Consider the following 12,702-nt stretch of genomic DNA (forward strand, 5'->3'; position numbering starts at 1 on the left):
GTTATATAAATTGTTCTAGTTCTTTTAAACTAATTCTATTCTCGTAAATGGCTTTACCAATGATAACACCTTCGCAACCAATAGCTGCTAAAGATTCTAAATCTTTAATTCCAGAAACACCACCAGATGCAATGAGTTTTATGGATTGCGCTCCGCTTTTACTGGAACACGATGTAATAATTGTTTTATATAAATCTAATGAAGGCCCTTCTAGCATACCATCCTTGGAAATATCTGTACAAATGACATATTGAATATGCTTTCTCTGGTAATCCTTAATAAACGTAACAACCTCTTCTTTACTATTATCTTGCCATCCGTTAATAGCAATTTTTCCTTCATTGCTATCGGCTCCTAAAATAATTTTTTGTGGTCCGTATTTTGATAGCCAGCCTTCAAAAGTTTCTCTATCACTTACAGCAATACTACCGCCAGTAATCTGTCTTGCGCCACAGTTAAAGGCAATATTTAAATCTTCATTAGACTTCAAACCGCCTCCAAAATCTATTTTTAGGTTTGTTTTTGAGGCAATTTGTTCTAGCACTTTATAATTAACAATGTGTTTGGCTTTAGCACCATCTAAATCGACTAAGTGTAAATACTCAATGCCAGAGGCTTCGAATTCTTTTGCCACTTCGAGTGGATTTTCATTATATATTTTTTTAGTATCATAGTCGCCTTTAGTGAGTCTTACACATTTTCCTTCTATGATATCTATTGCTGGTATTATTCTCATATTTATTTCCCACGAAAGTGGGAATCTTTTAATTATTATTTCTTTAACGCTTTTGAAACACTCCTAAAGTTTCACTTCGACAAGCTCAGTGTGACAATAGCTATCATTTTATAATTCTAGAAAATTTTTTAACAGCTTCTCTCCTGCTGTCGATGATTTTTCTGGGTGAAATTGTACACCGAAAAAATTATCATTTTCTAATGCTGAAGCATATTCTATGTCATAATCTGATGTTGCAATAGCCTCTTCACAATTTTCAGCATAGTAGCTGTGTACAAGGTACATGTATTCTTCTTCTCTTATGTCTTTAAATAAATCAGATTTTAAATTCTTAATAGTATTCCATCCCATCTGAGGCACTTTTACAGCATTTGAAAAGCGTTTTACATCAACTTTAAAAATTCCTAAGCCATCGGTATCACCTTCTTCTGTATGATTACACATTAATTGCATACCTAAACAAATGCCCAAAACAGGCTGTTTTAATTTTGGAATAAGCGTATCTAACTTACTCTGTTTTAACATACGCATTGCCGAGCTTGCTTCACCAACTCCAGGAAAAATTACTTTATCAGCAGCTTCGATGACCTTAGGATCATTTGTTAACATGGCCTCATAACCTAATCGTTTAAAAGCAAATTGTATGCTCTTTATATTTCCTGCGCCGTAATTTACAATTGCTAATTTCATTACAATACGCCTTTTGTTGAAGGTAAAATCATCTTTTCTACATCTTGTTTAATTGCCATTTTTATGGCCTTTGCAAAGGCTTTAAAAATGGCTTCAATTTTATGGTGTTCGTTTATGCCTTCTACTTTGATATTTAGATTGCACTTTGCCCCATCTGTAAATGATTTAAAGAAATGGTAAAACATCTCTGTTGGCATTTTGCCTATCATTTCTCGCTTAAAATCGGCATCCCATACCAACCAATTTCGTCCGCCAAAATCTATCGCTACCTGCGCTAAACAGTCGTCCATTGGTAAGCAAAAGCCATAACGCTCAATACCTAACTTATTGCCTAAAGTCTTGGCAAAAACTTCACCTAAGGCAATTGCTGTGTCTTCAATGGTGTGGTGCTCATCAACCTCTAAATCGCCAATAACTTTAATATCCAAATCCAACTGACCGTGTCTTGCAATTTGGTCTAGCATATGGTCGAAAAAAGCGATACCAGTATCTATTTTACTTTTACCTGTACCATCAAGATTAAGGTTAATTTTTATTTTAGTCTCATTAGTATTACGCTCAATAGAACCAATACGTTCTGTGGTTTTTAGAAATTTATAAATAGTTTCCCAGTCGTTGGTTTCTAAAGCAATGTATTGCTGTAATTCATTATTGCTAACTGTAACTTCATCTGTTCCTAGATTAGTATTGTCATTGATAAAAATACCTTTTGCTCCTAGGTTTTTAGCTAATTCTACATCGGTTAAGCGATCACCAATCACAAAAGAATTCGTTAAATCATAGTCATCAGAAAAGTATTTGGTTAATAAGCCCGTATTTGGCTTGCGCGTTGGCGCATTGTCTTTGGCAAAGGTTCTATCTATAAATTGTTCTTTGAAAACAACACCTTCACTCTCAAAAGTTTTTAAAACAAAATTATGAACAGGCCAAAAGGTTTCCTCGGGATACACCTCAGTACCCAAACCATCTTGATTGGTAATCATTACTATTTCAAAATTCAATTCTTTAGCAATTTTACTTAAGTATTGAAACACTTTTGGATAAAACTCTAACTTTTCGAATGCGTCAATTTGCTCGTCTGCTGGTTCTTTGATTAAAGTTCCGTCTCTGTCTATGAATAATACAGGCTTCATGATAGCTGATTTAATATCGTAATTAATGTCTTATTTTCATTTGGTGTTCCTACAGTAAATCGTAAACAGTTTTCACAAAGTGGCTGAGTTGTTCTATTCCTTACAACCACACCTTTTTCGATTAATTGTGTATAGCGTTTATTGGCATCATCTACCTGAACCAAAACAAAGTTGGCATCCGATGGATAAATAGTTTTCACTATAGACACTGATTTTAGTTGCTCGATTAACTTATCACGTTCAAAAATTATTGATTGAACTTCTTTTTCAACAGTCTCTAAATCTTTCAAGCGTTCTAGTGCCTTATCTTGTGTGAGTTGATTAATATTATAAGGCGGTTTTATTTTGTTTAGAACAGCTATAATATATTCTGAAGCAAAGCAGATTCCTAACCGAATTCCCGCCATACCATAAGCTTTAGATAATGTTTGTGTGACGATTAAATTTGGAAAATCATCTAAACGTGAGACCCAACTTTCTTGATTTGAAAAATCGATATACGCTTCGTCGATTACAACAATACCGTTGAATTTATTGATTAATTCTTCAATTTTTGACGTTTTAAAACTATTGGCTGTTGGATTGTTTGGTGAGCATAAAAATAAAATTTTTGAATTCTGATTTTGAGCTGCTAAAATATCGGCTACTTTAGGTTCAAAATTCTCATCTAACACAACCTGCTTTATAGCAACTGCATTTAAATTTGCCAGAACAGAATACATGCCATATGTTGGTGGCAACGTAACGATATTGTCTTTATTAGGTTCGCAGAAAGCTCTAAAAATTAAATCTAAAACTTCGTCACTGCCATTACCCAACAAAATTTGAGACGCTTTGATATTTTTAATTTCGGCTATTTTGTCCTTTACCTTGGTCTGTTTAGGATCTGGATATCGGTTTATATTAGTTTCGAAAGGGTTTTCATTGGCATCGATAAATACCATATCCGCAGAAGCATCCTTGTACTCATCTCTCGCAGATGAATAGGCTTTAATTGTCCTGATGTTTGCTCTTAGAAGGTTTTCTATGTTCATTATTCCAAATCTTTTAATCTAAGAGTTACCGCATTTTTGTGTGCTTGTAAGCCTTCTGCTTCTGCCACTAACTCAATTGCCGGACCTATATTTTTTATACCGTTTTTAGATATTTTTTGAAATGTCATACTCTTTTGAAAACTATCAAGATTTACACCAGAATACGCCTTGGAAAAACCGTTTGTAGGTAATGTGTGGTTAGTCCCTGAGGCATAGTCCCCGGCACTTTCAGGTGTATAATTACCAATAAATACTGAACCCGCATTACCTATATTATCTACAAAATAATCGTCATTATTTGTGGCCACAATAAAATGTTCAGGTCCATATTCATCGATTAAAGCTAGCGCCGTTTCAAAGTCATTTACTATAATTGTTTTTGAGTTGTTAATCGCATTCGCTGCCATGTCTTTTCTAGGTAAATCGTCTAGCTGTTTGTTTACTTCGGTGGTGACTTGTTCTGCAAATTGTTTAGACGTAGAAACTAATATTACTTGGCTATCCGAACCGTGCTCTGCCTGACTTAATAAATCCGAAGCTACATAAGCAGCATTAGCCGACTCATCTGCCATGACCAATAATTCACTTGGTCCTGCTGGCATATCGATAGCAACGCCGTATTTTGTTGCTATTTGTTTAGCTACGGTTACATACTGGTTTCCCGGTCCAAAAATTTTATACACTTGCGGAATTGATTCTGTTCCAAAGGCTAAACCTGCAATGGCCTGAATGCCACCTACTTTTATAATTTTAGTGACACCACAAAGTTGAGCTGCATATAAAATTTCATTAGCAATCTTTCCTTCTTTATTGGGTGGAGAGCATAATACAATCTCTTTACAACCAGCAATAGTTGCAGGTACTGCCAACATTAAAACTGTAGAAAATAAAGGTGCTGTACCGCCTGGAATGTATAAACCTACTTTTTGAATAGGACGTTTTTCTTGCCAACAATCCACACCTTCCATAGTTGTAATGGATATGCGATTAGTTTTCTGCGCTCTATGAAATTTTTCGATATTAGATTTTGCAAGTTGAATAGCTTCCTTCAAAGGCTTCGCCACTAAAATAGCCGCTTCTTTTATTTCCTCTTGAGAAACAATCAAGTTTTTTAAATTGACTTTGTCGAACTCAGATGTATATCTCTTAATTGAGGTGTCGCCTTCTTCTTTAACATCGTTAAAGACCTGAATTACAGTGGCTTCAATATCATCTACTGTTTTTGTTGGTCGCTTAAGAATGGTTTTCCAATCCTCTCTTTTTGGGTTATCAATAATTCTCATTACAACACCATGTTTTCGATTGGACAAACTAAAATACCTTCGGCACCATTAGCCTTTAACTCATCTATAACATTCCAAAAATCATTTTTATTAATTACTGAGTGTAAGGAGCTCCAACCCTCTTTTGCCAGAGGCAGAATTGTTGGACTGTTCATGCCTGGTAAAATCTTTATTATGGTGTCTAGCTTACTATTTGGCACATTTAACAATACATATTTGTTTTCTCTTCCTCTTAATACCGATTTTAAACGAAATTGAATTTTATCAATAAGAGCTTGATTGTCATCTGATATTCTTGGCGATGTTGCCAAAACTGCTTCTGAATTTAATAGTTTGTCTATCTCCTTTAAACCATTTTTAAATAGCGTGCTTCCACTAGAAACAATATCACAAACAGCATCTGCCAAACCTATATTTGGTGCAATTTCAACCGAACCATTAATGATATGAAGGTTAGCTTTAATACCTGCTTTTTCTAAAAACTGATTTACGGTATTTGGATAGGATGTTGCAATTCGTTTGCCTTCTAAATCTTTAATTGACTTAGCATCAGATGATTTTGGTACAGCGATAGATACACGGCATTTAGAGAATCCTAAGCGCTCTACAATGTTTAAATCATTCCCTTTTTCTATTAGCACATTTTCTCCAATAATCGCTGCATCTACAACGCCATCTCTAAGGTATTGAGGTATATCTCCATTGCGTAAATAAAACACTTCTAAAGGGAAATTTCTTGCCGATGCTTTTAGTTGGTCTTTTCCGTTATCTATAGAAATACCTATAGCTTTAAGAATTTTCATGGAGTCTTCGTTAAGACGTCCTGATTTTTGTACTGCAATTTTTAGTTTACTCATTTTTAGTTTTGGTTAGTTTAAAAATATCATGAGTTTTAAAAAATAAAACCCGCTTGATATTCTCAAACGGGTTTATATATGTTTTGATTTTATTCAATACATCATTAGCTCGCTTGAGGGCAAGTACTAAAATGATGGTGATGTAATTGAATAGTTCTCATTTCTTATTTCTTGGAACAAATTTTCAGAAAAAATAATTACAATTCCAAGTCTTTAACAAACTTTTTACGCGATAATCGCGATTTAACACTTTTCCTAAATCTACACCCTAAAAAGGTCAATGCCTTAAGGTACATCATAGGAGAAAACTGCGGTTACTGATTTCCTAAAATAATAGGCATTCCACTTTCGCCAGAACCAATAATAACTACTTTACTATTAGGTGATTCCGATAATTTTATTGTGGCTTCTATACCTTTGTCTTGTAAAATCTTTTCCGTTAGAGACGCGCTTAATATTCGGTTTGCATCAGCCTTACCTTGTGCTTCAATACGCTGTTTTTCTGCCTCTTTCTGCGCGGTCACTAATCTAAATTCGTACTCCAACGACTCTTGTTCTTGTTTTAATTTACGCTCAATAGCTTCCTTTATTGTTGGTGGCAACGTCACATCTCTAATTAACACATCATTAAGCTGTATGTATTGCGGCTCAACGATTTTTTTAGTTTCTTCAAAAATTTCTTCTTGGATAGCATCTCTTTTGCTAGAATACAACTGCTCTGGTGTGTAACGACCTACAACGCTACGGGCAGCAGACCTTATCGCTGGCTGTAGCACTCTATTTAAGTAATTCTGGCCTTTTTCGTTATGCAAACGCCCTAGATTTTTATAATCTGGTTCGTATAATACTGAAGCGTCTAATTTAATATCCAAACCATTAGACGATAAAACAGACATTTTTTCTGGAATTTCTTGCTGACGTGTTTCATAATCTATTACACGGTTCCAAGGCGCTATAATGTGAAATCCTGGACCTAACGGTGCAGCATCCGAATCAACGCCGTCACCAAGTGTCTCATACAGAACACCCGCATGACCAGAATCTATAGTCACAGCAGATTTTGCTAGTATTATGATAAGTACAACAACCGTAATTAAAATAGGTAATCCAATTTTTGGTAATCTTTCCATTTTTCTTTTTTTAAATTAATCCTTTATACTTTCTTATAAACCATTCCAAAGATAAGGCTAAAGCGATTAATCCTAATAGATATTTGTAATCTATTAACGGAATTACACTGTGTTTACTTTTTTGAATCGTTGCAAAACGTTCGTCTTTGAATAAATCGCTAATTAGATTATCGGCTTTGTCTATAAAATATGTTTTTCCACTAGAATTGTTTGCAATGAATTGTAGTTTGGTTACGTCGGCATTCAAAAATTGTTGTTCTACATTATAAGCCAACACTTTAAAACTACCTGTGGCTGTTATTGGCTCTTCAGTATGTTTTATTGTAAATTGATAATCTCCTGGCGGAATACTGCTTAAATCAATGCTATAAGACGCATTTTTAAGTAATAAAGGTAAGGTTCTCGAAACGTTAGAGGCTTTATTCGTATAAGTAATTTGAAGATTAGCATTTGTGTCAAACTCATAGTTTTTATTAAAAAATTGTGCGCTAATCTTTATACTTTCTGTCTGATTGTAAAAGGACTTATAATCGATATTAAGTCGTCTTCGCTTTTTATTTGAGCTTAAATATTGTACCAATTTCCCCATAAAATTATCGAAACTTTCAAAACCATCCGTATCTAAAAATGTCTGAGAACGCCAACTCCAAAGGCCTTCGCCATTTAAAAGCGCATGCTTTTGTCTATCTACCTCAAATGTACTTAGAAGCGACTCGTCTGTATTAATGCCATTGATACTTTTGTATAAGATTGTTTGCTCTGGAGCCGTAAATGTTACTGCCCCAAACTCTGATGTCAGTGGTGGATAATTTTCGAAAGTGATATTATCCACTATAAATATGCCGTAATTTTGATTTAGTATGGGTTGATATTCTTCTGACTGATTGGTAATGTCTTGAACAAAATTAGATTGAATTGAATTTAAGAAACGCCAATCTGTATTGGTGCCTGTTATTGTAAATGTATTTAGTTTAAGTCTATTTATTTTTTCATAGACCTCATTAAACAGATTGTTTGGTTGATACAAAATAACCAATTGAAAATCATTTTGTTGTGAAATATAGTCTTTTGGAGAAATTATAGAAACACTTCTTTGCTCATTGGACTCAATGGATTTTTTTAAAGCACCTAAATCTGGATGCATTAACTCCGAAACCAAAGCGATATTTGTTTTTTGATCAATAACTTCAATCGCAAAATTTTTCTGATTATTAATTGTATTTTTTTCGTTAGCTAAAGGTGTTAACTCTACTCTATAGGTTTTAACACCAACGCTGTTGGCATTCAGGTTTGCAGTAACAATTTCTGAAGTCTTCTCAGGCCCAAAAGTTAACGATTTAGAAAATACTACACTGTTTCCTAAGTATATTTTTAAGCTAGTATTAATATCGGAATTACCATTGTAATTGGTAATAATCTCTATAGGAAACTTATTTTTTAAATAGGCATATCTATTTGCATTAACCTGTGTAATCCTTAGATCTGAAAATTTTACAGTATCTCCCAATATAACAGGAAAAATAGGCTGCTTATTAGTTGTTGCATTATACTGGTAATCGCTACCTAATGTTTGATTACCATCTGTAATTAGAACTACGGGAGCTGTATTGGATTTATAAAGCTCATTGTAACTTTTAAAAAATTTAGTAATGTTAGAAATTTTATCACTAAAGCTTAACGAATCTAACGAAGAGACGTCATTACCAAAAGCGTAAGCTTCAATATTAAATTTGGAGGCTAGCTGGTTGTTCTTAACCAATTCTTCTACTAACTTTCTGGCTTTAGCATCTTGCTTTAAGTATGAAATCGATTCTGAATTATCTATAGCTATAACCAGATTTGGCTTCTCTTCGTAATATGAAACAGACTCAAACTTTGGATTAACAAGTAATAAAAGCGTTGCGAAAATCGAAATGAAGCGAAGCGGTATTAAAACTTTTCTTGATGCAACCTTTTTAGATTTATACACATACTGAAATAGCGCTAATAAAAGCGCTATGATTCCAGACATAATAATATATGCTATGGTTTGATTGCTCAATATTATTTCACTTTTAAAATGTCGAAAGAGTCCATAAAACGCCTAATACTTTTATTGCCATCGTTACTTGGCATAGTAATAACCTGGGTAATAAACATTACATTTTCTACTAAATAGGCATTGATATAAATGTAACCACTTTCTGTTTGAATTTTTATAGACCGTCCTGGATAGCCATTAAGCTTTATTTTTTTATCGGAAAGTTTTGTGCCATTTACATTAGTCACAGCCCCTTCCACGGCGCCATCTAAAATACTAGACTGTTTTTCTTGGTCAGCATCTTTAAATTGCTCTTCGGGGTAATCTGACCGTATGAGCGAATAAACAGCATTGTCATCACCGCTCATCAATGGTGCATACATTACCATGTGCATGTCTAGACTCCCAACTGCCGTTTGTACCTTCTGAACAGATTCTTTTGGAGTAGCAGGAAATATTGCGGTTACTGCTAATTCTTCTGATTTATACTTTACCCAACCGTTGGGTACATTTGTAACAACAGCAGATGAATTTGATTCTTCTCCATGCTGTCCGGCATCTTGACTAAAGCCGTTTATTGATGCGCTAAATATTAGGGCTATTAGAAGGATTTTCTTCATTTTTAGTATTGTTTAAGTTAACATTCCGCCATCTACATTTAAGGTCTGGCCTGTGACATATGCGCTTAAATCACTTGCTAAGAATACACAGGCATTGGCAATATCTTCTGGTGTTCCACCGCGTTTTAAAGGAATAGCAGCACGCCAACCTTTTACAGTTTCTTCATCAAGTTTGGCGGTCATTTCAGTTTCTATAAAACCTGGCGCTATGACATTACTCCTAATGTTTCTGGAACCTAATTCTAATGCCACAGATTTTGAAAATCCGATAATCCCAGCTTTTGATGCTGCATAGTTTGTTTGCCCCGCGTTTCCTTTAACACCTACAACAGAACTCATATTAATAATTGAGCCTTTTCGTTGTTTTAGCATTGTACGCTGCACAGCTTTTGTCATGTTAAAAACTGATTTCAGGTTAACTTCTATCACTTTATCAAAATCTTCCTCGCCCATACGCATTAAAAGATTATCCTTTGTAATCCCAGCATTATTAACTAGTATGTCAATGCTTCCGAATTCTGCTAAAACATCTTCAGCTAATTTTTGTGCATCATCAAAACTAGCAGCATTACTCTGGTATCCTTTTGCTTTTATTCCTTTTGAATTTAAATCTGCTTCTAAAGCATTAGCGGCTTCAACCGATGAGCTGTATGTAAATGCTACATTTGCGCCGTGGTCTGCAAAAACTTCTGCAATTCCTTTTCCTATTCCTCTAGAGGCACCTGTAATGATAGCTGTCTTTCCTTCTAATAATTTCATATGTAAACGTTGATTTGTTAGATACTTTCAAAGATATAAATTACAAATTGCATCGAATAAAAAAACCTTACAAGATTTTGTAAGGTTTTTAACAGTTTATGAGATTCTGAATCTCCCGAAGTTTCGGGACAGAATGACAAATATATTTTAGAATTAGCCGATAACTTCAGCGACTTTCTTTCCTATTTCTGCTGGAGAGTCTACTACGTGAATACCACATTCTCTCATGATTTTCTTTTTGGCTTGTGCAGTATCATCACTACCACCAACTATAGCTCCAGCATGACCCATCGTACGTCCAGCAGGAGCAGTTTCGCCAGCAATAAATCCAACAATTGGCTTCTTGCTTCCGCTTTCTTTATACCAATTTGCAGCATCTGCTTCTAGCTGACCGCCTATTTCGCCAATCATAACTACAGCTTCTGTTTCTGGGTCATTAATTAATAGCTCTACTGCTTCTTTAGTAGTTGTACCAATTATTGGGTCACCACCAATACCAATCGCAGTAGTAATTCCTAAGCCCTGTTTTACAACTTGGTCAGCCGCTTCGTAAGTTAAAGTTCCAGATTTTGAAACGATACCCACTTTTCCTGATTTAAAAACGAAACCTGGCATAATACCCACCTTTGCTTCTCCTGGCGTAATTACGCCTGGACAATTAGGGCCAACTAGGCGACAATCTCTATCTTTAATGTAATCTGCAGCTTTAATCATGTCTGCTACAGGAATACCTTCCGTAATTGTAATAATTACTTTAATTCCTGCATCTGCAGCTTCCATAATAGCATCGGCAGCAAATGCTGGTGGCACAAAAATAATTGTAGTATCCGCACCAACTTTTTCTACAGCTTCTGAAACTGTATTAAAAACTGGTCTGTCTAAGTGTGTTTGACCACCTTTACCTGGTGTAACACCACCTACAACGTTCGTTCCGTATTCTATCATTTGACTGGCGTGAAACGTTCCTTCACTACCTGTAAATCCTTGTACTATTATTTTTGAATTTTTATTGACTAAAACGCTCATGAATATTTTGAATTTTAATTCGGTTAAAACGATGCAAAAATAAGTCTTTTACAACTTATTTACGAAATGTTTATAGTAATTATTTGTTAAGAACCTATGGTCTTCTCGTCAGCTAGTTGGCTAATCTCATAACAACGAAAAAGCTTGTTGTCTTTAACTTCCCATATGGCAATAAAATGGGCTAAAAGAACTTCTTCGCTAGAGTCTTCTATTGTTCTAGCGTAAGCGTGATGACGGCTAATTACATGGTTTCCACTCTCAAATAGATGTGTATGCTCGAATCTCAGGCTTTCGTAAGACGAGCGTATGCCTTCGAAAAAAACAACAACATCATTGTATCTAAGTAAAGAAAAACCACTACTACTATTCCAATGTAACTCGCAATCTTTATGAAAAAATGTTTTAACCAAATCATTATTATTGGCCATATCTGAGTTATAAAATTGTTGTAAAAGTTCTTTTGAAGACATTGTTAACCTTTTAAATGTTTTACTTTATTAATCAATTCTGGAATCTGTTTTATTGAAGCCAATTCTTTGTATTTGGTTCTTATATCTTCCGCTGGAGACCCAAAATAAGTTTTATGACCATCTAATGACTTGCTTATACCCGATTGGGCTAAAATCACAGCTTTTTCACCAATAGTAATGCCGCTTGTTATACCGACTTGTCCCCAAATTGTTACACTATCTTGGATAACAACACAACCTGCAATTCCAGAATGCGATGCAATAAGGCAATCTTTACCAATTATAGTGTCATGCCCAACTTGAATTTGATTGTCTAGCTTAGAGCCTCTACCAATAGTTGTGTCGCCCGTAACACCTCTGTCTATGGTACATGACGCACCTATATCTACATTATCTTCAATAACTACTTTACCACTTGACTTTAGTCTATCATAGCCATCCGGACGTCTCTTGTAATAAAACGCATTAGCTCCTAAAACGGTGCCCGAATGAATTGTAACATTATCACCAATTACTGTATCATCATAAATACTAACATTTGCATGTATAATACAATTATTGCCAATGGTTACGTTATGACCAATAAATACATTGGGCTGAATGACTGTGTTTTTGCCTATCAATGCAGAAGATGAAATAGAAGCTGTCGCGGTAATGAACGGCTTAAACTTATCTGTTAGAATATTAAAGTCTCTAAAAGGGTCGTCCGAAATAAGTAATGCCTTGCCATCTGGGCAATCAACTTCTTTATTGATAAGAATGATTGTTGCTGCTGAATTTAAAGCTTTATCGTAGTATTTAGGGTGATCAACAAAAACGATATCACCTACTTCTACGACGTGAATCTCGTTCATTCCTAAAACAGAAAAATCATCAGCTCCCACATATTTAGAGTTGATGATTTCTGCAATTTCTTTGAGTTTGTAAATTCTTGGGAATTTCAT

At 34.8% G+C, this 12,702-nt stretch carries 13 protein-coding genes; all 13 read right to left on the reverse strand.

Going from position 1 to position 12,702, the window contains the following annotated elements:
- Position 1 precedes the first annotated feature (1 nt).
- The 13 genes from hisA to DFQ05_RS04320 all read right to left on the reverse strand — a co-directional run bounded on the left by hisA (position 2) and on the right by DFQ05_RS04320 (position 12,702).
- Positions 2-736, reverse strand: a complete 735-nt coding sequence (gene hisA / locus DFQ05_RS04260; protein ID WP_132703890.1) for a 1-(5-phosphoribosyl)-5-[(5-phosphoribosylamino)methylideneamino]imidazole-4-carboxamide isomerase — start codon at positions 734-736, stop codon at positions 2-4.
- 108 nt (positions 737-844) lie between these two features.
- A complete protein-coding gene (gene hisH, locus DFQ05_RS04265; protein ID WP_132703892.1) occupies positions 845-1,426 on the reverse strand; it encodes an imidazole glycerol phosphate synthase subunit HisH in 582 nt (193 codons plus the stop codon).
- Positions 1,426-2,559 (reverse strand): bifunctional histidinol-phosphatase/imidazoleglycerol-phosphate dehydratase HisB, encoded by a 1,134-nt coding sequence (gene hisB, locus DFQ05_RS04270; RefSeq protein WP_132703894.1) that lies wholly within the window; start codon positions 2,557-2,559, stop codon positions 1,426-1,428. The genes hisH and hisB overlap by 1 nt, the downstream gene beginning before the upstream one ends.
- Positions 2,556-3,593, reverse strand: a complete 1,038-nt coding sequence (gene hisC, locus DFQ05_RS04275; protein ID WP_132703896.1) for a histidinol-phosphate transaminase — start codon at positions 3,591-3,593, stop codon at positions 2,556-2,558. Before hisC ends, hisB begins: the two co-directional genes overlap by 4 nt.
- Positions 3,593-4,876, reverse strand: coding sequence for a histidinol dehydrogenase (gene hisD / locus DFQ05_RS04280; protein ID WP_132703898.1), 1,284 nt, complete (start codon positions 4,874-4,876; stop codon positions 3,593-3,595). The genes hisC and hisD overlap by 1 nt, the downstream gene beginning before the upstream one ends.
- On the reverse strand, positions 4,876-5,733 hold the full coding sequence (gene hisG, locus DFQ05_RS04285; protein ID WP_132703900.1) for an ATP phosphoribosyltransferase: 858 nt from the start codon (positions 5,731-5,733) through the stop codon (positions 4,876-4,878). The genes hisD and hisG overlap by 1 nt, the downstream gene beginning before the upstream one ends.
- A gap of 314 nt (positions 5,734-6,047) precedes the next feature.
- Positions 6,048-6,863, reverse strand: coding sequence for a prohibitin family protein (locus DFQ05_RS04290; RefSeq protein WP_132703902.1), 816 nt, complete (start codon positions 6,861-6,863; stop codon positions 6,048-6,050).
- Between the two features lie 10 nt (positions 6,864-6,873).
- Entirely contained in the window at positions 6,874-8,874 is a 2,001-nt protein-coding gene (locus DFQ05_RS04295) for a VWA domain-containing protein (RefSeq protein ID WP_241974205.1), read from the reverse strand.
- Positions 8,875-8,906: 32 nt separating this feature from the next.
- The gene (locus DFQ05_RS04300; RefSeq protein WP_073086708.1) at positions 8,907-9,503 is read right to left on the reverse strand and encodes a hypothetical protein; all 597 of its coding nucleotides are present in this window, start codon (positions 9,501-9,503) and stop codon (positions 8,907-8,909) included.
- Between the two features lie 12 nt (positions 9,504-9,515).
- Complete coding sequence (gene fabG, locus DFQ05_RS04305) at positions 9,516-10,262, reverse strand: 3-oxoacyl-[acyl-carrier-protein] reductase (RefSeq protein ID WP_132703906.1); 747 nt, start codon at positions 10,260-10,262, stop codon at positions 9,516-9,518.
- 153 nt (positions 10,263-10,415) lie between these two features.
- Positions 10,416-11,288: a succinate--CoA ligase subunit alpha gene (sucD, locus tag DFQ05_RS04310; protein ID WP_132703908.1), complete on the reverse strand. Its 873-nt coding sequence runs from the start codon at positions 11,286-11,288 to the stop codon at positions 10,416-10,418.
- 86 nt (positions 11,289-11,374) lie between these two features.
- Positions 11,375-11,758: a nuclear transport factor 2 family protein gene (locus DFQ05_RS04315; protein WP_132703910.1), complete on the reverse strand. Its 384-nt coding sequence runs from the start codon at positions 11,756-11,758 to the stop codon at positions 11,375-11,377.
- A 2-nt stretch (positions 11,759-11,760) separates the two neighbouring features.
- Positions 11,761-12,702 carry a UDP-3-O-(3-hydroxymyristoyl)glucosamine N-acyltransferase gene (locus DFQ05_RS04320; protein WP_132703912.1) on the reverse strand — a complete coding sequence of 314 codons (942 nt, stop codon included), beginning with the start codon at positions 12,700-12,702 and terminating at the stop codon, positions 11,761-11,763.

Origin of the sequence: Winogradskyella wandonensis (genome assembly GCF_004346845.1) — a bacterium.
GTDB lineage: Bacteria > Bacteroidota > Bacteroidia > Flavobacteriales > Flavobacteriaceae > Winogradskyella > Winogradskyella wandonensis.

Coding starts and splice junctions, on each gene's coding strand:
- hisG (WP_132703900.1), bottom strand. CDS start 5,733: ATGAGTAAACTAAAAATTGCAGTACAAAAATCAGGACGTCTTAACGAA.
- hisC (WP_132703896.1), bottom strand. CDS start 3,593: ATGAACATAGAAAACCTTCTAAGAGCAAACATCAGGACAATTAAAGCC.
- DFQ05_RS04315 (WP_132703910.1), bottom strand. CDS start 11,758: ATGTCTTCAAAAGAACTTTTACAACAATTTTATAACTCAGATATGGCC.
- hisH (WP_132703892.1), bottom strand. CDS start 1,426: ATGAAATTAGCAATTGTAAATTACGGCGCAGGAAATATAAAGAGCATA.
- DFQ05_RS04320 (WP_132703912.1), bottom strand. CDS start 12,702: ATGAAATTCCCAAGAATTTACAAACTCAAAGAAATTGCAGAAATCATC.
- hisA (WP_132703890.1), bottom strand. CDS start 736: ATGAGAATAATACCAGCAATAGATATCATAGAAGGAAAATGTGTAAGA.
- hisB (WP_132703894.1), bottom strand. CDS start 2,559: ATGAAGCCTGTATTATTCATAGACAGAGACGGAACTTTAATCAAAGAA.
- DFQ05_RS04300 (WP_073086708.1), bottom strand. CDS start 9,503: ATGAAGAAAATCCTTCTAATAGCCCTAATATTTAGCGCATCAATAAAC.
- sucD (WP_132703908.1), bottom strand. CDS start 11,288: ATGAGCGTTTTAGTCAATAAAAATTCAAAAATAATAGTACAAGGATTT.
- fabG (WP_132703906.1), bottom strand. CDS start 10,262: ATGAAATTATTAGAAGGAAAGACAGCTATCATTACAGGTGCCTCTAGA.
- hisD (WP_132703898.1), bottom strand. CDS start 4,876: ATGAGAATTATTGATAACCCAAAAAGAGAGGATTGGAAAACCATTCTT.
- DFQ05_RS04295 (WP_241974205.1), bottom strand. CDS start 8,874: ATGTCTGGAATCATAGCGCTTTTATTAGCGCTATTTCAGTATGTGTAT.
- DFQ05_RS04290 (WP_132703902.1), bottom strand. CDS start 6,863: ATGGAAAGATTACCAAAAATTGGATTACCTATTTTAATTACGGTTGTT.